Source organism: Streptomyces sp. NPDC045701, from assembly GCF_056432045.1.
This window is the reverse complement of sequence record NZ_JBWKJV010000013.1, coordinates 51,567-72,507: the sequence shown is the minus strand read 5'-3', so window position 1 is coordinate 72,507 and position 20,941 is coordinate 51,567. Positions and strand designations below refer to the sequence as shown.

The 20,941-nt window shown below is 74.0% G+C and carries 21 protein-coding genes and 1 pseudogene; 9 read left to right on the top strand and 13 right to left on the bottom strand.

The window, feature by feature from the left end; translation table 11 throughout:
* Nucleotides 1-16: 16 nt before the first annotated feature.
* Nucleotides 17-1,333 (bottom strand): hypothetical protein, encoded by a 1,317-nt coding sequence (locus tag AC07DW_RS16735; RefSeq protein ID WP_478858395.1) that lies wholly within the window; start codon nucleotides 1,331-1,333, stop codon nucleotides 17-19.
* A 139-nt stretch (nucleotides 1,334-1,472) separates the two neighbouring features.
* On the opposite strand from AC07DW_RS16735, the gene AC07DW_RS16730 reads away from it, so the two are divergent.
* Together AC07DW_RS16730 and AC07DW_RS16725 are read left to right on the top strand one after the other, a co-directional pair.
* Complete coding sequence (locus AC07DW_RS16730) at nucleotides 1,473-2,462, top strand: small ribosomal subunit Rsm22 family protein (protein WP_478858394.1); 990 nt, start codon at nucleotides 1,473-1,475, stop codon at nucleotides 2,460-2,462.
* Nucleotides 2,463-2,574: 112 nt separating this feature from the next.
* Nucleotides 2,575-3,096 carry a hypothetical protein gene (locus tag AC07DW_RS16725; RefSeq protein ID WP_478858393.1) on the top strand — a complete coding sequence of 174 codons (522 nt, stop codon included), beginning with the start codon at nucleotides 2,575-2,577 and terminating at the stop codon, nucleotides 3,094-3,096.
* A gap of 56 nt (nucleotides 3,097-3,152) precedes the next feature.
* On the opposite strand, the pseudogene ddaH reads toward AC07DW_RS16725, so the two are convergent.
* A pseudogene (gene ddaH / locus AC07DW_RS16720) lies at nucleotides 3,153-4,004 on the bottom strand (dimethylargininase); the annotation flags it as partial.
* 70 nt (nucleotides 4,005-4,074) lie between these two features.
* Nucleotides 4,075-4,254, bottom strand: a complete 180-nt coding sequence (locus AC07DW_RS16715; protein ID WP_478858392.1) for a DUF6243 family protein — start codon at nucleotides 4,252-4,254, stop codon at nucleotides 4,075-4,077.
* A gap of 115 nt (nucleotides 4,255-4,369) precedes the next feature.
* Here AC07DW_RS16715 and AC07DW_RS16710 point away from each other — a divergent pair, with 115 nt between their 5' ends.
* Entirely contained in the window at nucleotides 4,370-4,990 is a 621-nt protein-coding gene (locus tag AC07DW_RS16710) for a TetR/AcrR family transcriptional regulator (protein WP_478858391.1), read from the top strand.
* A 271-nt stretch (nucleotides 4,991-5,261) separates the two neighbouring features.
* Complete coding sequence (locus tag AC07DW_RS16705) at nucleotides 5,262-5,999, top strand: bifunctional DNA primase/polymerase (protein ID WP_478858390.1); 738 nt, start codon at nucleotides 5,262-5,264, stop codon at nucleotides 5,997-5,999.
* 12 nt (nucleotides 6,000-6,011) lie between these two features.
* Here the strand turns inward: AC07DW_RS16705 and AC07DW_RS16700 are convergent, their stop codons facing one another.
* Genes AC07DW_RS16700 through efeO form a run of 4 tightly spaced genes read right to left on the bottom strand, consistent with a single transcriptional unit; the run spans nucleotide 6,012 to nucleotide 10,272 of the window.
* The gene (locus tag AC07DW_RS16700) at nucleotides 6,012-6,965 is read right to left on the bottom strand and encodes an SCO2278 family lipoprotein (protein WP_478858468.1); all 954 of its coding nucleotides are present in this window, start codon (nucleotides 6,963-6,965) and stop codon (nucleotides 6,012-6,014) included.
* Entirely contained in the window at nucleotides 6,880-7,869 is a 990-nt protein-coding gene (efeU, locus tag AC07DW_RS16695; protein WP_478858389.1) for an iron uptake transporter permease EfeU, read from the bottom strand. The genes AC07DW_RS16700 and efeU overlap by 86 nt, the downstream gene beginning before the upstream one ends.
* Before the next feature lie 15 nt (nucleotides 7,870-7,884).
* Nucleotides 7,885-9,126 (bottom strand): iron uptake transporter deferrochelatase/peroxidase subunit, encoded by a 1,242-nt coding sequence (efeB, locus tag AC07DW_RS16690; protein WP_478858388.1) that lies wholly within the window; start codon nucleotides 9,124-9,126, stop codon nucleotides 7,885-7,887.
* A gap of 6 nt (nucleotides 9,127-9,132) precedes the next feature.
* Entirely contained in the window at nucleotides 9,133-10,272 is a 1,140-nt protein-coding gene (gene efeO / locus AC07DW_RS16685; protein WP_478858387.1) for an iron uptake system protein EfeO, read from the bottom strand.
* Between the two features lie 232 nt (nucleotides 10,273-10,504).
* Between efeO and AC07DW_RS16680 the strand changes: the two genes are divergently transcribed.
* Nucleotides 10,505-11,155 carry a PhzF family phenazine biosynthesis protein gene (locus tag AC07DW_RS16680; protein ID WP_478858386.1) on the top strand — a complete coding sequence of 217 codons (651 nt, stop codon included), beginning with the start codon at nucleotides 10,505-10,507 and terminating at the stop codon, nucleotides 11,153-11,155.
* On the opposite strand, the gene AC07DW_RS16675 is transcribed toward AC07DW_RS16680, so the two are convergent.
* Both AC07DW_RS16675 and map read right to left on the bottom strand, forming a co-directional pair.
* Entirely contained in the window at nucleotides 11,145-11,810 is a 666-nt protein-coding gene (locus AC07DW_RS16675) for a biliverdin-producing heme oxygenase (protein WP_478858385.1), read from the bottom strand. The two genes, AC07DW_RS16680 and AC07DW_RS16675, sit on opposite strands and share 11 nt — an antisense overlap.
* A gap of 132 nt (nucleotides 11,811-11,942) precedes the next feature.
* Nucleotides 11,943-12,800, bottom strand: a complete 858-nt coding sequence (gene map / locus AC07DW_RS16670) for a type I methionyl aminopeptidase (protein WP_478858384.1) — start codon at nucleotides 12,798-12,800, stop codon at nucleotides 11,943-11,945.
* Between the two features lie 58 nt (nucleotides 12,801-12,858).
* On the opposite strand from map, the gene AC07DW_RS16665 reads away from it, so the two are divergent.
* Nucleotides 12,859-13,083 carry a hypothetical protein gene (locus AC07DW_RS16665; RefSeq protein WP_478858383.1) on the top strand — a complete coding sequence of 75 codons (225 nt, stop codon included), beginning with the start codon at nucleotides 12,859-12,861 and terminating at the stop codon, nucleotides 13,081-13,083.
* An 87-nt stretch (nucleotides 13,084-13,170) separates the two neighbouring features.
* On the opposite strand, the gene AC07DW_RS16660 is transcribed toward AC07DW_RS16665, so the two are convergent.
* Nucleotides 13,171-13,776: a hypothetical protein gene (locus AC07DW_RS16660; RefSeq protein ID WP_478858382.1), complete on the bottom strand. Its 606-nt coding sequence runs from the start codon at nucleotides 13,774-13,776 to the stop codon at nucleotides 13,171-13,173.
* 90 nt (nucleotides 13,777-13,866) lie between these two features.
* Between AC07DW_RS16660 and npdG the strand changes: the two genes are divergently transcribed.
* Nucleotides 13,867-14,541, top strand: a complete 675-nt coding sequence (gene npdG / locus AC07DW_RS16655; protein WP_478858381.1) for an NADPH-dependent F420 reductase — start codon at nucleotides 13,867-13,869, stop codon at nucleotides 14,539-14,541.
* A 68-nt stretch (nucleotides 14,542-14,609) separates the two neighbouring features.
* Nucleotides 14,610-14,780 carry a hypothetical protein gene (locus tag AC07DW_RS16650; RefSeq protein WP_478858380.1) on the top strand — a complete coding sequence of 57 codons (171 nt, stop codon included), beginning with the start codon at nucleotides 14,610-14,612 and terminating at the stop codon, nucleotides 14,778-14,780.
* Here AC07DW_RS16650 and AC07DW_RS16645 read toward each other — a convergent pair.
* Nucleotides 14,770-15,576 (bottom strand): site-2 protease family protein, encoded by an 807-nt coding sequence (locus tag AC07DW_RS16645; RefSeq protein WP_478858379.1) that lies wholly within the window; start codon nucleotides 15,574-15,576, stop codon nucleotides 14,770-14,772. The two genes, AC07DW_RS16650 and AC07DW_RS16645, sit on opposite strands and share 11 nt — an antisense overlap.
* A 92-nt stretch (nucleotides 15,577-15,668) precedes the next feature.
* Between AC07DW_RS16645 and AC07DW_RS16640 the strand changes: the two genes are divergently transcribed.
* Complete coding sequence (locus AC07DW_RS16640) at nucleotides 15,669-19,061, top strand: AfsR/SARP family transcriptional regulator (RefSeq protein ID WP_478858378.1); 3,393 nt, start codon at nucleotides 15,669-15,671, stop codon at nucleotides 19,059-19,061.
* Nucleotides 19,062-19,064: 3 nt separating this feature from the next.
* Here the strand turns inward: AC07DW_RS16640 and AC07DW_RS16635 are convergent, their stop codons facing one another.
* Nucleotides 19,065-19,874 (bottom strand): ABC transporter permease, encoded by an 810-nt coding sequence (locus AC07DW_RS16635; protein ID WP_478858377.1) that lies wholly within the window; start codon nucleotides 19,872-19,874, stop codon nucleotides 19,065-19,067.
* The gene (locus AC07DW_RS16630) at nucleotides 19,871-20,869 is read right to left on the bottom strand and encodes an ATP-binding cassette domain-containing protein (RefSeq protein WP_478858376.1); all 999 of its coding nucleotides are present in this window, start codon (nucleotides 20,867-20,869) and stop codon (nucleotides 19,871-19,873) included. The genes AC07DW_RS16635 and AC07DW_RS16630 overlap by 4 nt, the downstream gene beginning before the upstream one ends.
* Nucleotides 20,870-20,941 lie beyond the last annotated feature (72 nt).

The window sequence follows — 20,941 nt, the reverse complement described above, 5'->3', positions numbered from 1 at the left end:
GCCGCCGACCCGACCGTCAGCCGCGCCGGGCGTAACCGACCAGGTGGACGCGGTCCCGGGCGTCCGTCCAGCGGAACACGCCGACCCCGGCCACCTCGGCGACCGGCAGCCGCACGTTCGGCGGGAGGGCCTCGGGCACCCCGGTCGCCAGGTCCACCGCGACCGGGTCGCCCCCGCCGTTCAGCGCGTCCAGCGCCCCGCGGGCCCCGCTCGCGCCGTACGCCACGCCCGCGTCCGTGGCGGTGGTCAGGGTGAGCGGCTTGGAACCGTCCTCCTCCTCGAAGCAGCGGCCGGTCCGCGCGTCCAGGTCGAACGCGAGGCTCCCCGCGATCAGGTACCGGCCGCCCGGGGACGCCACCGCCTGCGGGTACTCGCCCGGTTCGATCGCCGGCCTGCGGCACTCCGCCTTCACCAGCGGCCGGCCCGTCCGCGCGTCGTGGACCGCCCAGATGTCGTGGGTGGCGGCCCGCGCCGAGCCCTTCGCGCCCCGCCACCGGGCGAGGACGTGGCCGGACGTCAGCGATGCGGGCACCCCGCTCGCCGGGTCCGCGCCGGCGGGCGCCCGGTCGCGGCCGGCCCAGCCGCCCGGCACCCAGAACCCCCGCACGCCGCTCACCAGCAGTCCCTTCGGCGTGACCCCGCGTACGGCGGTCAGCCGCCGGCAGTCGGCGCAGCCCTTCGGGTAGCCGAGGCGCTGCGGCGCCACGCTGCCGACCTCGCCGGTGTCGGGGGCGACGACCGCGCTCCGCGCCCGCCCGTCGCTGATCAGCACGCCGGGGCCGGTGCCGGTCACTATCGGCACGTCGGCCCAGGGCACCTCCACCCGCCGCCGGGTGCCGTCGGCCGCGTCGTACACGTCGAGGGACACGAAGCTGTCGGCCGTCGTCAGCGGGTCGTCGCCGGTCCTGCCGTACGACCAGGTGACGAAGAACCCCCGGCCCTCCTTGGCCGGGGCCAGCAGACCGGGTACGGCCGCCGGGTCGCCGAGCGGCCGCCAGGCCGGGCCCGTCCAGCCGGGGCGGCCGGTGCGCGCGTCGAGGGTGCGCAGGCGGTACCGGGTGCCGTCGACGCGCTCCAGGTACGCGATCAGCCCGCTGCCGCGGACGCTGACGAAGTCGGGGGACGGGCCGGTCACCTCCCAGCCCCGCGAGGTGTCGTACGCGTCGGGGACGGTGAGCCGGCCGGCGGGGGCGGTGCCCCCGGCCGTGGACCGGGCGGTGCCCCGCGAGGGGGCGGGGCGCTCCTCGGCGGAGCCGCAGCCGGCGAGCAGGGCCAGCGACGCGAGGACGGCCGCGCCGGCCGCCAGCGCCCTGGCCGTGATCCTGTGTCCCATGGTCCCTGGTCCCCCCACCCCGGCCGACGGGCGGCCAGCGTAGCAACTGCCGCACCCGCCGGGGTCGTTCACGCGGCGAGGGGCCGAAGCCGGTCCCGGCCGTTCCGGAGCGGGTTGCCCGCCCGCCTACGATGTGTCGGTGAACGCCTCCCCCTCCACCGCGGAAGCCCTGCGCGGCGCCCTCGCCGGGCTGCTCGACGGGCTTCCGCCGACGCAGGCGGCGCAAGCCGTCGACCGGCTGATCTCCCACTACCGCGGGACGGTCCCCACCGGCGCGCCCGTGCTGCGGGACCGGTCGGACGTCGCGGCCTACGCCGCGTACCGGATGCCCGCGACGTTCGAGGCGGTACGGGCCGCGCTGGACGCGCTCAGGGAGGCCGCCCCGGACTGGGCGCCGGACACGCACACCGACATCGGGGGCGGTACGGGCGCCGCGAGCTGGGCCGTCGCCGAGGCGTGGGACTCCTCGGCGCGCACCACCGTGCTGGACTGGGCCGAGCCGGCTCTCGCGCTGGGCCGCGAGCTGGCGGCCGTGTCGGGAATCCCGGGGCTGGAGGCCGCGGCGTGGCAGCGCTCTCGTATCAGCGGGGCGCTCCGTGTCGAGAGCACCGATCTGGTCACCGTGTCGTACGTCCTCAACGAGCTCACCGAGCAGGACCGCACCGCGCTCGTCACCGAAGCCGCCCACGCCGCGCAGGCCGTCGTGATCGTCGAACCCGGCACCCCCGACGGCTACGCCCGGATCATCGCCGCCCGCGACCTGCTGATCGCCGCCGGGCTGACGGTCGCCGCGCCCTGCCCGCACAGCGGCGCCTGCCCCATCGAGCCGGGCACCGACTGGTGCCACTTCGCCACCCGGGTCAGCCGCTCGTCGCTGCACCGCCAGGTGAAGGGCGGCTCGCTCGCGTACGAGGACGAGAAGTTCGCCTACGTCGCGGCGACCCGCTTCCCCGTCGTCCCCGCCCCGGCCCGGGTCACCCGCAGGCCGCAGATCCGCAAGGGCCAGGTGCTGCTGGACCTGTGCACCGAGGACGACGGGCTGCGCCGCGAGACGGTGACCAAGCGGCACGGCACGCTCTACAGGGGCGCCCGCGACGCGGCCTGGGGGGACGAGTGGCCGCCCCGCTGACGGGGTGACAGTGCGCGACCACGCGGGTGACCTCGCACCCGTGGCAATGGCCCGGGGTGCCCCGGCGGGGTTGAGGTGGGCTCGTTCCCGCTCCTCACACCCTGGAGGTTCCATGCCGCGCACCCGTTCCCGCGCCCGGCTCCTCACCCGCGGCGTCCTGGCCGCCGCCACCGCGGTGCTCGCCATCGGCGGGTCGGCCGTGACCGCCGAGGCGGCTTCGAAGCCCACCCCGAAGGCCGCGCCCAAGGACTCGGTCACGGTGCTCGACTGGCTCGCGGTCAAGCGGTCCGACAGCAAGCCGGAGCGCGTGCGTGTCGGCGCCGACTGGACGGTCCACTCCCACCTCTACACCAACAGGAAGGGCAAGCCCGGCAAGAAGATCGGTGACGCCTCGGCGCACTGCAGCGCCGTCGACGTGACGCGCCACGGCTATGTGGCCCTGTGCCACCGGGTGCTGCGCACCGACGACGGCAGCCTCAGCCTGAGCGACTCCATCGACCGCTTCGGCAACCACCCGCACGGGGGCCGTTCCGCGGTCACCGGCGGCACCGGCAAGTACGTGGAGGCCGAGGGCCAGGCCGAGCTCACCTTCCACGGGGACATCGCCCGCTACCGCATCCTGCTCGACGACTGACCGCGCGCACCCCCGCGCACGGGGGCCGGCCCGCCCGGGCCGGCCCCCGCCGGCCGTCAGGCGCGCAGCTCCTGCGTACAGCACTTCACGCTGCCACCGCCCTTGAGCAGCTCGCCCAGGTCGATGCCGACCGGCTCGAACCCGCGCTCGCGCAACGGCCGGAACAGGCCGACCGCGGTCTGCGGCAGCAGCACGTGCCTGCCGTCGCTCACCGCGTTCAGCCCGAGCGCCGCCGCGTCCTCCTCCTCGGCGATCAGCGCGTCGGGGAAGAGCCGGCGCAGGACCGAGCGGCTGCCGGGGGAGAACGCGCCGGGGTAGTACATGATCTCGTCGGCCGCGTCGTCCAGGACGCACAGGGCCGTGTCCAGGTGGTAGTAGCGGGGGTCCACCAGGTCCAGTCCGATCACCGGCCGCCCGAAGAACTCCTGCGCCTCGTCGTGCGACAGCGGACTGGAGCGGAAGCCGCGCCCCGCCAGGACGTACGTCGAGGTGACCGCGAAGTCGCCCTCGCCCTCGTTGACGTGGTCGGGCTCCCGCACGTCGGTGAAGCCGTGGGCGCGGAACCACGCCCGGTGCACCGCGGCCTCGGCGGCGCGCTCGGCGAAGGCGAACCGGGCCCCGAGCACCCGGCCCTCGATGACGGTGGCGCCGTTGGCGGCGAAGACCATGTCGGGCAGGTCGGCGTGCGGCTCCAGCAGCTCGACGGTGTGGCCGAGCGACACGTACCGGTCGCGCAGGTCCTCCCACTGGGTGAGGGCGAGCGGCAGGTCGACCGGTTTCGCGGGGTCCATCCAGGGGTTGATGGAGTACGTCACCCTGAAGTGCGCGGGTGGGCACATCAGGTAGCGGCGGGGTGTTGCGTCACGAGGCAAGGAAGGCTCCTCACGGACGGCAGACGCACGATCTGTGCGTGCATGCCATGGTGCGCCGTGCGGAGCCTTCGCGCAGTGGACCGTACGGGTGAGTTCACGCCGACGCTCAGGAAGCGCCGTGCGCCGTACGTCCCTCCTTCAGTTTCCGCAGCAACTCCCGCTTCTGCGCGGCCGGGTCGGTGCCCCGGCCGGCGCGTCCGCCGCCGCTGCCGCGCAGGGCGTCGCGGGAGAGGTTCCTGCGGGTGCCGCCGACGCCCAGCATGCTTCCTGCTCCACCACGGGTCATGGGTGGGCTCCCTTCGGGTCGTGTCCGTGTCTCTCCGACGCATTCCAGATTGAACGAGACGTATCGTCTTGTCAAGACGATACGTCTCGCCTCGCGCCGCTGCTAGATTGAGGACATGGCTGAGACCAAGGCACCCGACTCCACGCGCCGCAGCGAACGCTCCCGCCGCGCCATCTACGACGCCGCCCTCGCCCTCGTCGGGGAGGTCGGCTACGCCAGAACCACCATCGAGGGCATCGCCGCCCGCGCCGGGGTCGGCAAGCAGACCATCTACCGCTGGTGGCCCTCCAAGGCGGCGGTACTGCTGGAGGCGTTCGTCGACCTCGGCGTCCAGGCCAACGAGGCGCTCGGCGGCGACGCGGACAGCGGGATCCCGGACACCGGCGACCTGGAGGCCGACCTCAAGCTGGTCCTCCGGGCCACGGTCGACGAGATGAACGACCCGAAGTACGACGTCCCCTCCCGGGCCCTGGCCGCCGAGGGCGTGGTGAATCCCGAGCTCGGCGCCCGCTTCGTCGAGCAGCTGCTGGAACCGCAGCTCCAGCTGTACGTCGAGCGGCTCTCCGCCGCCCGGGAGGCCGGCCAGGTCCGCCCGGAGATCGACCCCCGGGTCGCCCTGGAGCTCTTCGTCGGCCCGGTCGCCCACCGCTGGCTGCTGCGCACCGCGCCGCTGACCCACGCGTACGCCGACAGTCTCGTGGAGTACGCCCTGCACGGCCTCGCCCCGAGGCGGTGAGCCCGGCCCGGGCGGCCGTCCGGCGGGCCCCGGCCCGTGCGCGGCCGTCCCCGCGCGCCGTCCCCGCGCCGCCTCTGCGCGGCGTGGAGCTCCTCACGCCCCACCGCCCGCGACGGGGGGCGAATCGCCGCATAAGCCCGCAACCCGACCGGTGCGACGGGGGCCGGGGCCCGGTCACCGCCGTCGGGTTGGGGACTTGGGGTCACCGAAGGCGCAGGATGGTGGGACGATGGCAGGGACCGCAGGGCTGGGCAGAGGTGTGAGGGGATAGATGGGCGACGGTATCGGCCGCTACCGCGGCACGGAGAACAAACTCGCGCAATGGCTGCGCCGGCGCCCGAAGAAGGCCGCCGTCGAGACCCCGGACCGCGAGGATCTGCTCCGGGCCGTCGCCGCCGCCGGCCTGCCCCTCGCCCCCGCCGCGTACCCCGTCGGCTACCGATGTTCCTGCGAGCGCGTCGGCTGCCCGACCCCGGCCCGCCATCCCGTCTCCTTCGCCTGGCAGACGCAGTCCACCACCGACCCGGCCCAGATCGAGCGGTGGGCCCAGGGGCAGCCGCAGGCCAACTTCATCACCGCGACCGGCATGGTCCACGACGTCCTCGACGTTCCGTTGGAGGCCGGTCGCGCCGCGTTGGAGCGGCTGCTCGGCGAGGGCGTCGACGTCGGGCCGGTCGCCGAGTCCGGGGACGGCCGGATGCTGTTCTTCACCGCCACCCGCGGCACCCCCGAGGACGAGGACGAGTGGTGGCCGTGCGAGCTGGACTGCCACCCGGAGACGATGGACGAGCACCCGGGGCTGCGCTGGCACTGCCGAGGCTCCTACGTCCTCGTCCCGCCGGCCCGCCTCCCCGGCGAGCTCGGCGTGGACTGGGTGCGCGGCCCGGAGCACCCGCTGCCGGACCCGCTGACCCTGCTGGAGGCGCTCACCGACGCGTGCGCCCGCCACGCCGTCCAGTACGAGGGGCAGGACGACCACCACTCGGTGGCCTGGCCGCTCAGCCGCTGACCGGCGCGGGCGTCACGAACCCGTCGCCGAGGTCACACCCTGGAGCCGGCCCAGGACCGTCACCTGGTCCGCAGCCGCGCCGGCCGGTTCGACCAGCACCGCCTGGCTGGACACCCACTCCTTGGTGAGGGTGCTCCGGACCTCGCCGGTCATCAGCGCCCGCACCTCGGGGCTGACCTTCGGCCGGTAGCCCTTGGCCGCCACCTGCCGGTCGTAGAACCGGGTCGCGAAGAACACCAGGGCGCCGCCGCCCCGCGTCGCCAGGCCCAGCGGCGCGTAGTCGCCGGTGTCCAGCGGCTGGTCCACGTACTGCGTGGCCAGCCCCGGCCGCTTGGCGATCCTCGCCCGCTCGTCCCGCCACACCGTGGTGTGCGGCCCGGCCGCGAAGTGCTCCGGCTTGCCGGTGTGGAGGTACGAGGTGTACTCCTCGCTCAGGTTCTTCGGCGCCACCGCCAGCGCGGCGGAGTCCGGTTCGACCGGCCGCGCCCACCCGTCCTCGTCCGTCGCGAACTCCGGTACCCCGTCGGCGGCCAGGATCTGCAGGTAGGCGACCTCCCACAGCTGCTCGGGCCCGTTGCGTACGAACACCAGCACCCAGCGCTCGTCGTCCGCGCCCCGGTCGGTGTCCCGGTTGGAGTCGGTGTCCGCGACGAACCAGCGCGGCCAGCCGGCCTTCTTCGGTATGACGAAGCGCGCGTCGGTGAGCCGCAGGGGCCGGTGGGCGGGGTTGCCGCCCGGGCTGGTCACGCTGCGCGACTTCAGCCCCGCCTGGTTGATCGCCCCCAGCGCGCCGGTGACCCGGCCCGCGTCGAGGGCCGGGTCGAAGGCCTTGTCGGCCGCGTTGTACGCGTCGGTGAACGCGGCGAGGGCTTCCGCCGCCTCAGCCTTCGTCGCCGTCGGCACGACCTCCAGCTCGCCGTGCACCGTCACGCACCCGCTCGCCGTCAGCGCCAGTACCGTCGCCATCGTCGTCGCCGCGAGCCCCGCCGCCCGGCCCCGGCCCGGAACCCGCCTCAGCCTTCTCATCGGTTGCCTTCTGCTCCTCGACCCCCACTGACCGTCCGAACCCTACCGGGGCGAGGAACAGCGCAAGCGCCGGGACCAGATACAGCGCCCACACCACGACCTGGAGGACGGTCGGGTCGGGCTGGAAGTTGAAGACGCCCTTCAGCAGGGTCCCGTACCAGCTGTCCGGGGGGACGGTGGCGCTGATGTCGAACGCCTTGTCCGCCAGGCCACCGAGGAACCGCGCCTCCTGCAAGTCGTGCACGCCGTACGCCAGCACGCCAGCGGCGACCACCACCAGCATCCCGCCGGTCCAGGTGAAGAACCGTGCCAGGTCGATCCGCAGCGCGCCCCGGTAGAACAGCCAGCCCAGCACCACCGCCGTGGCGATGCCCAGCAGCACGCCCGTGAGCGGCTCCACCGACCCCGCCTCGTCGGTCGCCGCGCGGACCGACGCCCAGACGAACAGCGCGGTCTCCAGGCCCTCCCGGCCCACCGCGAGGAACGCGGTGGCCACCAGGGCGCCGGTGCCCAGCCGCAGCGCCGCGTCGAGCCGCCCGTGGAGCTCCGCCCTCAGGTGCCGCGCGGTGCGCCGCATCCAGAAGACCATCCACGTCACCAGGCCCACCGCCAGGATCGACAGCGAGCCGCCCAGCAGCTCCTGCGCCTCGAACGTCAGCTCCTGGGAGCCGAATTCGAGGACGCAGCCGAAGGCCAGCGACAGCCCCGCCGCGATGCCGATACCGGTCCACACCGGCTTCAGCGCGTCCCGCCGCCCGGTCTTCACCAGGTAGGCGACCAGGATGCAGACGACCAGGCTGGCCTCCAGCCCCTCGCGCAACCCGATCAGGTAGTTGCCGAACATTCCCGTCCCGTCCCCTCAGGCGAACAGCGCACGGCCCCACCAGTCGTCCGCGTCCCGGACGCCCGGCGGGACGGCGAAGAGCGCCGAACCCACGTGCTGGATGTACTCGTTGAGCCCGTCGTGGCGGGCCAGCCGGGACTGCACCGGCAGGAAACCGGTGCGTACGTCCCGCTGGTACGCCAGGAAGAACAGGCCCGCGTCCAGCCGGCCCAGCCCGTCGGTGCCGTCGGTGAACGAGTAGCCGCGGCGCAGCATCCGCGCCCCGGCGTTGGAGTCGGGGTGTGCGAGGCGCACGTGCGACTCGGGCTTCATCGCCGGCAGGAACGGCTCGTCGTGCTCCTTCGCCCTGCCGACCGGGGCGCCCTCGCCCTTGTCGCGGCCGAAGATGTCCTCCTGCTCCTGGAGCGGGGTGCGGTCCCAGGTCTCGATGTTCATCCGGATACGGCGGGCCACCAGGTAGGAGCCACCGGTCAGCCACGCGGGGCCGTCCTTCGGGGAGACCCACACGTGCTCGTCGAGCGCGGCGGCGTCGGTGCCCGCGATGTTGCGGGTGCCGTCCTTGAAGCCGAAGAGGTTGCGCGGGGTCTGCGCGTCGGGCGTGGTCGAGGACGTCTTGCCGAACCCGAGCTGCGACCAGCGCACCGCGACCCGGCCGAAGCCGATGCGGGCCAGGTTGCGGATGGCGTGCACCGCCACCTGCGGGTCGTCCGCGCACGCCTGTACGCACAGGTCGCCGCCGCTGCGCGCCCTGTCCAGGTTGTCGCCCGGGAACGGCGGGAGTTCCGTCAGCGCCGCCGGCCGCCGGTCCGCCAGCCCGAACCGGCCGTCGAACAGCGACGGGCCGAAGCCGATGGTGAGCGTCAGCCGCGACGGCTTGAGGCCCAGTGCCTCGCCGGTGTCGTCCGGCGGGGCCTCGGGCAGCCCGCCGTACGCCCCCTCGCCGACCTCGCGGCCCGTGGTCAGCCGCTCGGCCGCCCGGGTCCACTCCTTCAGCAGCCGCACCAGTTCGGCGCGGTCCCTCGTCCTCACGTCGAACGCGGCGAAGTGCAGCCGGTCCTGGACGGGGGTGGCGATGCCCGCCTGGTGGGCGCCGTGGAAGGGCACCGCGGCGCCGCTGTCCGCGACGGGCGCCGAGCGGTCCTGGGCGCGGGTCACGGCCGCCGCGCCGCCGGCCGCCGCGGCGCCGAGGGCCAGCCCCGCGCCTCCCCAGCCGAGGAGGGCGCGCCGCGAAGGCGTCGTCTTCTCGTCGTCAGCCATGGGGGCCTACTTCACCACCGCGGCGGCGAGCCTGGACAGCGGCTCCGCCAGGGCGTTGACGCCGTCGGACAGCTCCTTGCGCTGTTCCTCGGAGACCTTGTCGTACGGGGTGAAGTCGTACGAGGTCCTGTCCGCCCGGTACTTGTCCAGCAGGCCGTTCAGCGCCGTGAACTGCTCGTCGAGCCGGGCGACGAGCGCCGGGTCGTTCTTCGCCGCGACCGGCTTCAGCAGCTCGAAGGACTTCTGGGCGCCCTCGACGTTGGCCTTGAAGTCCACCAGGTCGGTGTGGGAGTACCGCTCCTCCTCGCCCGTGACCTTGCCGGTGGCGACCTCGTCGAGCAGCTCCTTGGCGCCGTTGGCCATCGAGGTCGGCGTGATCTCGGCCGTGCCGACCCGCTCGACCCAGTCGGCCAGGTCCTTGTCGAGGGTGTCGGCGAGCAGCTTCGACTCGGGCCCGAGCTTCTTCTCCCGCCACAGCGCCTTCTCCAGGCGGTGCCAGCCGGTCCACTTCTGGCCCGGCTCCAGGCCGTCCTCGCGGACGTCGACCTTGGGGTCGATGTCGCCGAAGGACTCGGCGACCGGCTCGGTGCGCTCCCAGCCGATGCGGGACGCGGCGTACGCCTTCCTGGCCCCCTCGACGTCGCCCGCGCGCACGGCGTCCGTGAAGGTCTTCACCCTGGGCAGGGTCTCGTCTGCCTGCTGCTGGACGTACTGGCGGTACGCGGCGACGGCGGCGTCCATCTCGGGGGAGCGGGCGGCGGCCCTGCCGCCGGTGGCGGTGACCTTCTGGCGGATGCCGTCGCCCTTCATACCGGGCTTGCAGGCGATCTCGTAGTCACCGGCCTTCACCTCGGCGGTGATGGTCGCCTTGGTGCCGGGGCCTATGTTCTCGCGCTCGGTGACGATCCGGTCGTCGGGGAAGAGGACGTAGACCTCGGTGACCTTGGAGCCCTTGTTCTCCACGGCCAGCTCGACGTGACCGGCGGGGAACTCCTTCTTCGACACCTCGCAGGCGTCGTCCTTGGCGATGACCTGGACGGCACCGTCACCGGCCTTGGCGTCGCCCTTCTCGGCGCACCCCGTGACGGAGGCCAGTGCGGCCAGGGACGTGGCGGTGACGACGAGGGGCAGACGGACGGGTCGCATACGGGCTCCGGAAAGGATGGGTGCTTCGGAAACGCGGAGGACGGCGAAGGTCCGAAGTGAGGCGAACCTTACTTATGGGAGCCTCACAAGACTGCGACTCAGGGCGATAACGGACAGGTCATGGATCCTCCACGGAGCGGTCAAGTGCTGGTCAAGCTGAGAGCTTTGTTGCACTTTGTCGGACTGTGTCCGCCGCGGTCCGCCGCGCCCCTCCCCGTGCTTCAATGCCCGGGTGAACACCGCATATGACGTGGTCGCCGTCTTCTGCGGGGGTGACGGCCGCCACGGCAACCCCCTCGGCGTCGTGCGCGACGGACGGTCCCACCCCGACGAGGCGTCCCGGCAGGCGTTCGCCAAGCAGCTGGGTTTCAGCGAGACCGTGTTCGTCGACGACCCCGAGCGCGGGGTCGTCGACATCTACACGCCCGGCGTGCGGCTGCCCTTCGCCGGGCATCCCCTCGTGGGCACCGCCTGGCTGCTCGACCTGGAGGTGCTCAACCCGCCGGCGGGCGAGGTGTGGGCCCGGCACGACGGCGAGTTCACCTGGATCACCGCCCGCGCCGAGTGGGCGCCGCCCCGGACGCTGCGCCGGTACGCCTCGGCGGGCGAGGTGGACGCGCTGGACGTGCCGCCCCCCGGCGAGTGGGTGTACGCGTGGGCCTGGGAGGACGAGGCGGCCGGCCGGGTCCGGGCCCGGGCCTTCCCCGGGCGGGGCGACGGCATCGACGAGGACGAGGCGACCGGCGCCGCCGCGCTGCTGCTCACCGCACGGCTGGGGCGGGCGCTGAACATCGTCCAGGGCCGGGGCTCGCAGCTGCTGACCGCCCCCGGCCCCGACGGCACCATCGAACTCGGCGGGCGCGTACGGGAGGTCAGGCGCTGAGCGGGAACTCCTCCGCGAGCTGACGGAACACCGCGCCGTTGAAGTCGAAGGCACGCCGGCACTCGTCGACGATCCGCTGCTTCTCCAGGTCGTCCGCGTCCACCCGGTCCAGCAGCTCGCGGTAGGCCCGCTTGAACGCGGCCGGGTTGGTGATCCGCTCGAAGACGTAGAACCGGACGCCGTCGCCCTTGCGGGCGAAGCCCCACGTCCGCTCGGCCCTGTCGCGGATGATCTGGCCGCCGGACAGGTCGCCCAGGTACCGCGTGTAGTGGTGCGCCACGTAGCCGGCGGGCCAGGTGCGGGCGCACTCCTCGACCCGGGCGGCGTAGGCGGCGGTGGCGGGCAGCGGGGCGAGGGCGGTACGCCACCCGGTGCCGCGCAGGTGCGCGAGGTCCCGCTCCAGCTCGGCGGTGCGGAACAGCTCCGGCTGGACGAACGGCCCCGCGACCGGGTCGTCCCGCAGCGCGTCGGCGGCGCCCTCCAGGGCCCGGTACACGAACCACAACTGCTCCGTGTAGCGGGCGTAGGCGTCCACGCCGAGCCGCCCGCCGAGCAGGTCGCTCATGAAGGTCGAATTCTCCGCCTCGGTGTGCTGCTGGTGGGAAGCGGTGCGGATGAGCGTCGAGAACGGGGTGGCGGTGCCGCGTACGTCCAAGGCGGGCCTCCGGGGCCGTGGGGACGGGAGGTGGCGGCCGGAACCGCCACTACCGCCGATCTTCCGGCTCGGGTGCGCCCGAGTCAACCGGTTCCCGACGGTCTGTCGGTAAGACCGTACCCACTCGGAGCGTCAGGGCAACGTCAGGATCTCGGCACCCGTCTCCGTGACCACGAGGGTGTGCTCGAACTGCGCGGTGCGCCTGCGGTCCTTCGTCACGACGGTCCAGCCGTCGTCCCACATGTCGTACTCGTGGGTCCCGAGCGTCAGCATCGGCTCGATCGTGAACGTCATGCCGGGCTGGATGACCGTCGTCGCGTGCGGGGAGTCGTAGTGCGGGATGATCAGCCCGGAGTGGAACGACGAGTTGATCCCGTGGCCGGTGAAGTCCCGCACCACCCCGTAGCCGAAACGCTTGGCGTACGACTCGATGACCCGCCCGATGACGTTGATCTGGCGTCCCGGCCTGACCGCCTTGATCGCCCGGTTGAGCGACTCGCGGGTCCGCTCCACGAGCAGCCGGGACTCCTCGTCCACGTCGCCGCAGAGGTAGGTGGCGTTGTTGTCGCCGTGGACGCCGTTGATGTACGCCGTCACGTCCAGGTTCACGATGTCGCCGTCGCGCAGCACGGTCGAGTCGGGGATGCCGTGGCAGATCACCTCGTTGACCGAGGAGCACAGGGACTTCGGGAACCCGCGGTAGCCGAGCGTCGACGGGTAGGCGCCGTGGTCGCACATGTACTCGTGCGCTACCCGGTCCAGCTCGTCCGTGGTCACGCCCGGCGCGATGTGCTTGGCGGCCTCCTCCATCGCCCGGGCGGCGATGCGGCCCGCGATCCGCATCCGCTCGATGGTGTCGGCGTCCTGGACCTCCGGGCCGGTGTACGGCGTCGGGGCGGGCTTGCCCACGTACTCGGGGCGGCGGATGGATCCGGGAACGGAACGGGTGGGGGAGAGTTCCCCTGGTACGAGCAGCGACTGGCCAGACATGCCAGCGAGTCTAACCAGGCGTCGCGGGGGCACCCTTGCGACAGAGGAAGGAGCCGAGATGGCCCTGTTCAAGAAGCACACCGCCGGGAAGCCGGGCGAGTGGTACTACTGCCTGAAGCACGGGAAGGTCGAGGAGGGCCCCGAGTGCCGCGCCGCGGACCGCTTCGGTCCGTACGCGACGCGTGAGGAGGCGGCCCACGCCATGGAGACCGCCCGGGACCGGAACCTCCAGTGGGAGACCGACCCCAAATGGCACGACGCCCCCAAGGACGACACACCCTGACGCTCCTCCCCGCCCCCTCGGACGGCCGGGCCCGGTGGGGCACCCGGCGCTCGCCGGGCGGGGCGGGGCGCCGGGGCCGGGGCCGGGCTACCAGCGCGGCGGCGGCGGGGCCGTCAGGTGGTCGGTCAGGCGAGCCAGCCGGTCCCTGAAGCGGCGGCGGCCCGGCCGGGCGGCCGGCAGGGTGTTCTCGCCGGCCGCCGCGCTCACCAGGTGCTGCACCATGTCGAGGTCCACGTCGTCCGCCTCCGTCACCGTCAGCGCCTCGTGTGCCAGCCCGTGCACCTCCCGGTCCCCGCCGTCCAGCGACAGCACCGTCGCGCCCGCCCGCCGCGCGTCGTGCACCCGTTCCAGCAGGCCGCCGTCCGGCCGCTCCGGCGCCACCACCAGCAGCGTCTCGCCCCGCCCGGCCGCCTCCAGCCGTCCGAGGCCCACCGCCAGGTGCGCCGGGTCGGCCGGCCGCGCCCGGTGCCGCACCAGCGTGGGCGCCAGCTCCGGCCGCCCCGACCAGGCGGCCTCGTCCACCAGGTGCGCAGCCAGGTGCCACGGCTCGTACCGCTCCGTGCCCACCAGCAGCAGCCCGCCGCCCTGCGGCACCACCGAGGAGCGCAGCACCCCGGCGAACCGGCGGGCCGCGGCGGGCCACTCCGTACCGTCCAGCACCTCGCGCAGCAACGCGACACGTACGGCATCCATGGCGCCGTATGGTGCCCCCTTCCCGGGGTGCCGCGCGGGCGTTCGGCGTCGCGTCACCCGGACGGGGGCCCGCCACGTAATGTCGGGACCATGACTACTGATCCGTACGACCTCCCCGACGTCTCCGGGCTCGTCGTCGGTGTCCTCGGCGGCACCGGCGACCAGGGCCGCGGCCTCGCCCTCCGCTTCGCCCGCGCAGGCCAGAAGGTGATCATCGGCTCGCGGGCCGCCGAGCGCGCCGAGGCCGCCGCCGCCGAGCTGGGAGCGGGCGTCGAGGGCGCCGACAACGCCGAGTGCGCGCGGCGCAGCGACATCGTGATCGTCGCCGTGCCGTGGGACGGGCACGCCGCGACCTTGGAGGCGCTGCGCGAGGAACTGCGCGGCAAGCTCGTCGTCGACTGCGTGAACCCCCTCGGGTTCGACAAGCGGGGCGCCTACGCGCTGAAGCCGGAGGAGGGCAGCGCCGCCGAGCAGGCCGCCGCCCTGCTGCCCGACTCGCGGGTCACGGCCGCCTTCCACCACCTGTCGGCCGTCCTGCTCCAGGACGAGTCGGTGGAGCGGATCGACACGGACGTGATGGTGCTGGGCGAGCAGCGCGCCGACACCGACATCGTCCAGGCCCTCGCCGGCCGGATCCCCGGCATGCGGGGCGTCTTCGCCGGCCGGCTGCGCAACGCCCACCAGGTGGAGTCGCTGGTCGCCAACCTGATCTCGGTCAACCGCCGCTACAAGGTCCACGCCGGTCTGCGCGTGACCGACGTCTGACGGCCCGGGCGCATGGGGGACACTGGACCCGCACGTTTCACGCCGTACCCGGACAGGAGCCGTCCCCCATGCACCGCCTCGCGCTGTACGCCCTCGCCGTCTGCGTCCTCGCCGTCGCCGCCGCGGTGGTCTCCTTCGTCCAGGGCACGTGGCTGGGCGTCGTCTGGGTGCTGCTGGCCGGTGTCTCCTCCAACATGGCGTGGTACTACCACCGCCGCGGGAAGCGCGTCACCGGCTGACGATCTCCTCGCAGACGGGGTCGCGCTCCTGCCAGAAGCGGTACAGGTCCTGCCCGCAGTACGTCTCGGCGTCCTGCACCCCCAGCGCGTGGAGCACCGAGTCGACCAGCCCGAAGAAGGCGTGGTTGACCTCCGGGACGAACAGCAGCGCGAACACCGCGAGCAGCCCGAACGGGGCGAACGGCTCCACCTGGCGGCGCACCTTGTACGACAGCCACGGCTCGACCACGCCGTAACCGTCCAGGCCCGGCACCGGGAGGAAGTTCAGGATCGCGGCCGTCACCTGGAGCAGCGCCAGGAACGCCAGGGCGAACCGGAAGCCGAACGGCACGCCGTCCAGCGCGTCCAGCCAGAACGGGGCGGTGCACACGACGGCGAACAGGACGTTCGTCAGCGGCCCGGCCGCCGAGACCAGGCTGTGCTTCCACCGGCCCCGGATGCGGTCGCGCTCGATGAACACGGCACCGCCGGGCAGGCCGATGCCGCCCATGATCACGAACACCACCGGGAGCACGATGCTCAGCAGCGCGTGCGTGTACTTCAGCGGGTTGAGGGTCAGGTAGCCCTTCGCGCCGATGCTGATGTCGCCGCCGTGCAGGGCGGTACGGGCGTGCGCGTACTCGTGGAGGCAGAGCGACACGATCCACCCGGACGTCACGAACAGGAAGACGGCGAGGCCCAGGTCGGCCGAGAAGCCCGTCCACACCGCCCATCCGGTGACCGCCATGACGGCGGCGATCCCGAGGAAGACGGGACTGATCCTCCGGTCGGCGGTGCGGGAGGTGGCGGTGGCCATGGGCTGGGCTCCTGGTGGGTCGGGCGGGCGGGTGCGGACCGGTCGACCGTACCGGACGCGGCGTGAGCGGCGGGGGGAAGGAGAATGGGGCGGTGCGCATCTCCGTACTCGGTCCCACGCAGGTCCACCGCGCGGACGGCTCCGCCGTACCGGTGGGCGGGGCGCGGCTGCGCGCGCTGCTCACCGTGCTGGCGCTGCGCGCCGGGCGGACCGTGCCGACCGGGCTCCTGATCGACGAGGTGTGGCGGGGTACCCCGCCCGCCGACGCCCACGCCGCCCTGCAGGCCCTGGTGGGCCGGCTGCGCCGGGCGCTCGGGCCGGACGCGGTGGTGTCGGCGCCCGGCGGCTACCGGCTCGGCGCCGGCGCCGACGACGTGGACCTGCACCGCTTCGCACGGCTCGCCACCGAGGGCGCGCGGGCCCGGGAGAAGGGCGACCCGGCCGCGGCGGTGACCGCCCTGGACGGCGCCCTGGCGCTGTGGCGGGGCGCGCCGCTCGCTGACCTGCCCGACCGGGCGGCCGAGGCGGCCCGCTGGGAGGCCCGGCGCCTGGAGGCCCGCCGGGACCGGCTCACCGCCCTGTTGGACCTGGGCCGCCCGCAGGAGACGCTGCCGGAACTGGCGGCCCTGTGCGGAGAGTCACCGCTGGACGAGCAGCTCCAGGCGCTGCGCGTGCGCGCCCTGCGGGCGGCCGGCCGCGCGGCCGAGGCGCTCGCGGCGTACGAGGCGGTACGCCGGCACCTCGCCACCCGGCTCGGTACCGACCCGGGCCCCGAGCTGCGGTCCCTCCACGCCGAACTGCTCGCCGGAGCGTCCCTCCCGGTTTCCGCGCCCGCCGCGCGCCCGGCCCCCGCGCCCGCCGCCCCCGCCCCCGCGCCCGCCGCCCCCGGGCACGGGAACGCCTGGACCGGGACCGGGGCCGGGAACGCCGGGGCCGGGACCCGGGCGAGGCCGGCGCGGCCCGGCAACCTGCGCGCGCGACTGACCAGCTTCGTGGGGCGGGAGGAGGACATCGGGACCGTTCTCGACGACCTCGCACGGGCCCGGCTGGTGACGCTCCTCGGACCCGGCGGCGCGGGCAAGACCCGGCTGTCGCAGGAGGCCGCCGAACGCGGCTGCGAGGCGTGGCCCGACGGCGTCTGGCTGGCCGAGCTCGCCCCGGTCGACGACCCCGACGCCGTACCGGACGCCGTGCTCACCGCCCTCGGGGCGCGCCAGACCGTCATGCGCGGCGCGGGCGCCGAGGAGCTGCGGGCGGCCGAACGGCACGGGGAGGACGCCGACGCCCTGGTACGGCTCGCCGAGCACTGCTCCGGGCGCCGCATGCTGCTGCTGCTCGACAACTGCGAGCACGTCGTGGCCGCCGCCGCCGCGCTCGCCGAGCGGCTCCTGGGGGAGTGCCCCGGGCTCACGGTCCTGGCCACCAGCCGCGAACCCCTCGGCGTCCCCGGCGAGACGGTACGCCCCGTCGACCCGCTGCCCGACCCGATGGCGCTGCGGCTGCTCGCCGAGCGCGGCGCGGCGGCCCGGCCGGACTTCGACGTGGCCGCCGACCCCGGGGCGTGCGCCGAGATCTGCCGCCGCCTCGACGGCCTGCCCCTGGCCATCGAGCTGGCCGCCGCCCGCCTCCGTACCCTCACCCCGCGGCAGATCGCCGACCGGCTCGACGACCGCTTCCGGCTCCTCACCAGCGGCAGCCGCACCGTGCTGCCGCGCCAGCAGACGCTGCGGGCGGTCGTCGACTGGTCGTGGGACCTGCTCGACGGGCCCGAGCGGGCGGTGCTGCGACGGCTGTCGGTGTTCTCCGGCGGCTGCGACCTGGACGCCGCCGAGGCCGTCTGCGGCGGACCGGAGACCCCCGACGTCCTGGACGCCCTCGCCTCCCTGGTCGACAAGTCGCTCGTCGTCGCCGCCCCCACCCCCGACGGCGACATGCGCTACCGGCTCCTCGAGACGGTCGGCGAGTACGCCGCCGAGCGCCTCGACGAGGCCGGGGACCGGCCGGGCGCCGAACGCCGCCACCTCGTCCACTACCGCGAGCTCGCCCGTACCGGCGACCCCGAGCTGCGCGGCCCCGGCCAGCGCGCCGCGCTCGCCCGCTTCCAGCTGGAGTACGAGAACCTCCGCACCGCGCTGCGCCGCGCCGTCGCCGCCCGCGACGAGCAGGAGGCGCTGTGCCTCGTGCTGTCGCTCGTCTGGTACTGGAGCATGCGCGACCTGCGCACCGACGCCCTGCACTGGGCCGACGCCGCTGCCGCGCTCGGCCCCGACCCGTTCGCCCCGCCCGTCGTCCCCGCCCCTCCGCTCACCGAGCGCTGCACCGACGCCCCGCCACCGATGAGCGACGACCAGCTCATGGAGGCCCGCCGCGGGGTGCGCCTGGTGCAACTGGCCAGCATGGACCACCGGACGGCCAGCTGGACGAGCCCGGAGGGCCTGGAGCTGGCGCGCCGGATCAGGAGCGCCTACCGCCCGGGACTGCCGCAGACGTGCCGCATGCCCGGCACCCTGTGGTGGTACGCCGTGCTGCTCACCGGCGACGCCGACGACCTGCGCGGCCTGCTGGACGACACCGTCGAGGCGTGCCGGGAATACGGCTACGAGTGGGAGCTGGCCAATGTCCTGCAGATGAGGGCCAACGTGCTGGCCAACCGGAGCGAGTGGGCGGGGGACGCGAGCCGCGACGCCGACGAGAGCCTGAAGGTCTTCCGCCGCCTCGGCGACACCTGGGGCGCGGCCGAGGCGCTGTCCGCGCGCGGTGAGGCCCGCGAACGCCAGGGGGACTGCACGGGTGCCGCCGAGGACTACGCGGCGGCCGTCGAGCACGCCGAACGCCTCGGCGCCCAGGCCCAGATGGCGCTGCTGCGCGTCCGGTACGCCGAGGCCCTGAACCAGACCGGCCGGGGCGTGGAGGGCGAGCGGATCCTTCGCGAGGTACTCGCGCGGGGCCGCGCCGCCGGCCACGAGGCGGTGCCCGCGGCCCGGCTGTTCCTCGCCCTCTGGCTGGGCCGCACCGGCCGAACCGGCGAGGCCCGAGAGCAACTCGACGAGCTGTCCGAGGAGTTCCGCCCCGGCGCCCTGTCCCTCTTCCAGGGCTTCACGCACGGTGTCCACGCCTGGCTCGACACCCTGGACGGCCACTACGGCGCGGCCCTCGCCCGGGTGAGACGGGCCCTGGCGCACTCCCAGGAGCCGCTGTCGAGGATGATCGCCCCGCACATGCCCGCGATCCACCTGGTCACCGCCGCCCGCGCGCTGGTCGGCCCCGGCTGCCCGGACGGGGCGCGCACGGCGGCGCTCCTGCTGGGGGCGCACGCCGCCGCGTTGCCGACCGGGTACGTACGGACCCCGATGGAGCGGGAGAGTTTGAGGGACGCCGAGGCGGCTGCCCGCGCGGCCCTGGGGGACACCGCCTTCGACGCCGGGTGGGCCGAGGGCGGCGCCCTCACCGTCGAGGAGGCCGCGGCCCTGCTGGACGGGCGGTGACGGTCAGGTCTTCCTGCGGAACCGGGCCACCGCGAGCGGCGCGGTGACGAGCGTGATGCCCGCCGCCCAGGCCAGCGTCATCCACACCGAGTGGGCGACCGGCCCGCCGTTGATCAGGTTGCGGGCGGCGTCGGCCAGGTTGGACAGCGGGTTGTAGTCGGTGAACGTCTTCAGCCAGCCGGGCATCGACGTCGGCGGGGCGAAGATCGAGGAACCGAACTGCAGCGGCATCAGCACGAGCATGGCGACCCCCTGGACGGCCTGCGCGGTCTTCATGGTGAGTCCCAGCAGGATGAAGATCCACATCAGGGAGGCGCCGAAGACCACCGACAGACCGACCGCCGCCAGCAGGTCCAGCACCGAGGTCTTGATCTCCATGCCGAGCAGGAAGCCCATGCCGAGCAGGATCGTGGTGGCGATCAGCATCCGGCCGACCTCGACGACGATCTTCGCGAGGAGGACGGACGACCGGGCGATCGGCATCGTCCGGAACCGGTCCATCACGCCCTTCTTGAAGTCGTCGTTGACGCCGGTCCCGACGGCCATGGCGATGTTGATGCCCATCATCGCCATCAGGCCCGGGGTGACGTAGTTGACGTAGTCCTCCTGGTTGCCCCTGCCGGCGATGGCGCCGCCGAAGACGTACACGAACAGCAGGATGAAGATGACCGGCATCAGGACCGCGTCGAACATCGACTCCGGATCCTGCTTGATCTGGAGGGCGTTGCGGCGCACCAGGGCGCCGATGTGGCGGGCGTTGGCCCGCGGGCCGATGCGCCCCTCGGAGGGCGCCGTCGTCGTCACCGTGCTCATGCGGCGACCTCCTCGGGGATCGTGTCGGAACCGGCGGAGGACGTCCTCTCGCCGGTGATGGCCAGGAACACCTCGTCCAGGCTGGGCAGGTGGGTGTCGATGTGCGCGATGCCGAAGCCCCGCGCGGCCAGCACCCCGACGACGGCGGTGAGTTGCTCGTCGCTGAGGATCGGTACGTTCAGCAGACCCTCGTCCGGGACGACCGTCGCCCCCGCGGGGCCGGTCAGTCCGCTGTCGTCCAGCGCCCGGGCCATCGCGGGCAGGTGGCCGGGATCGACCGGCCGGACCCTGAGGGTGCGGCCGCCGACCTTCGCCTTGAGCTCGTCGACGCGGCCGCCGGCGATGACGCGCCCCCGGTCGATCACGGTGAGCTCGTGCGCCAGCCGCTCGGCCTCCTCCATGTACTGGGTGGTGAGCAGGACGGTCACGCCCTCGGTGACCATCCGCTGGACCTCGTCCCAGACCTCGTTGCGGGTCCGCGGGTCCAGACCGGTGGTCGGCTCGTCCAGGTAGAGGACGGCGGGGCGGCCGATCATGGAGGCGGCCAGGTCGAGGCGGCGGCGCATACCGCCGGAGTACGTCATGGCTGCGCGCTTGGCCGCCTCGGTCAGCGAGAACCGCTCCAGCATCTCGTCGGCGCGGCGCCGCGCGTCCTCGCGGGACAGGTCGAGCAGCCGCCCGATCATGTACAGGTTCTCCCAGCCGGACAGCTTCTCGTCGACGGAGGCGTACTGTCCGGTGAGCCCTATGGTGCGGCGCAGTTGGCGGGGCTGGCGTACGACGTCGTAGCCGGCCACCGTGGCGGTCCCGGCGTCCGGGACGATCAGGGTGGACAGGCAGCGGACCAGGGTGGTCTTGCCGGCGCCGTTCGGGCCGAGCACGCCGAGGACGGTGCCCTGGCGTACGTCGAGGTCCACCCCGTCCACTGCCTTGGTGGCGCCGTAGTGCTTGACGAGGCCTCGTACCTCGACGGCGTTGGTGTCGGATCGTGTCATGCCCTCATGGCACCAGCCGCCACCGACATCTCACCGACACCGGGCGGGGGACCGCCGACGGATCGCCTACGG

What these genes read in the sequence shown, in the direction of transcription:
- AC07DW_RS16710 (WP_478858391.1), top strand. Translation starts at nt 4,370, where the DNA reads ATGGCTGAGACCAAGGCACCCGACTCCACGCGCCGCAGCGAACGCTCC.
- AC07DW_RS16705 (WP_478858390.1), top strand. Translation starts at nt 5,262, where the DNA reads ATGGGCGACGGTATCGGCCGCTACCGCGGCACGGAGAACAAACTCGCG.
- AC07DW_RS16700 (WP_478858468.1), bottom strand. Translation starts at nt 6,965, where the DNA reads ATGGCGACGGTACTGGCGCTGACGGCGAGCGGGTGCGTGACGGTGCAC.
- AC07DW_RS16735 (WP_478858395.1), bottom strand. Translation starts at nt 1,333, where the DNA reads ATGGGACACAGGATCACGGCCAGGGCGCTGGCGGCCGGCGCGGCCGTC.
- AC07DW_RS16665 (WP_478858383.1), top strand. Translation starts at nt 12,859, where the DNA reads ATGGCCCTGTTCAAGAAGCACACCGCCGGGAAGCCGGGCGAGTGGTAC.
- AC07DW_RS16715 (WP_478858392.1), bottom strand. Translation starts at nt 4,254, where the DNA reads ATGACCCGTGGTGGAGCAGGAAGCATGCTGGGCGTCGGCGGCACCCGC.
- efeB (WP_478858388.1), bottom strand. Translation starts at nt 9,126, where the DNA reads ATGGCTGACGACGAGAAGACGACGCCTTCGCGGCGCGCCCTCCTCGGC.
- map (WP_478858384.1), bottom strand. Translation starts at nt 12,800, where the DNA reads ATGTCTGGCCAGTCGCTGCTCGTACCAGGGGAACTCTCCCCCACCCGT.
- AC07DW_RS16635 (WP_478858377.1), bottom strand. Translation starts at nt 19,874, where the DNA reads ATGAGCACGGTGACGACGACGGCGCCCTCCGAGGGGCGCATCGGCCCG.
- AC07DW_RS16660 (WP_478858382.1), bottom strand. Translation starts at nt 13,776, where the DNA reads ATGGATGCCGTACGTGTCGCGTTGCTGCGCGAGGTGCTGGACGGTACG.
- AC07DW_RS16645 (WP_478858379.1), bottom strand. Translation starts at nt 15,576, where the DNA reads ATGGCCACCGCCACCTCCCGCACCGCCGACCGGAGGATCAGTCCCGTC.
- efeO (WP_478858387.1), bottom strand. Translation starts at nt 10,272, where the DNA reads ATGCGACCCGTCCGTCTGCCCCTCGTCGTCACCGCCACGTCCCTGGCC.
- AC07DW_RS16725 (WP_478858393.1), top strand. Translation starts at nt 2,575, where the DNA reads ATGCCGCGCACCCGTTCCCGCGCCCGGCTCCTCACCCGCGGCGTCCTG.
- AC07DW_RS16630 (WP_478858376.1), bottom strand. Translation starts at nt 20,869, where the DNA reads ATGACACGATCCGACACCAACGCCGTCGAGGTACGAGGCCTCGTCAAG.
- AC07DW_RS16650 (WP_478858380.1), top strand. Translation starts at nt 14,610, where the DNA reads ATGCACCGCCTCGCGCTGTACGCCCTCGCCGTCTGCGTCCTCGCCGTC.
- npdG (WP_478858381.1), top strand. Translation starts at nt 13,867, where the DNA reads ATGACTACTGATCCGTACGACCTCCCCGACGTCTCCGGGCTCGTCGTC.
- efeU (WP_478858389.1), bottom strand. Translation starts at nt 7,869, where the DNA reads ATGTTCGGCAACTACCTGATCGGGTTGCGCGAGGGGCTGGAGGCCAGC.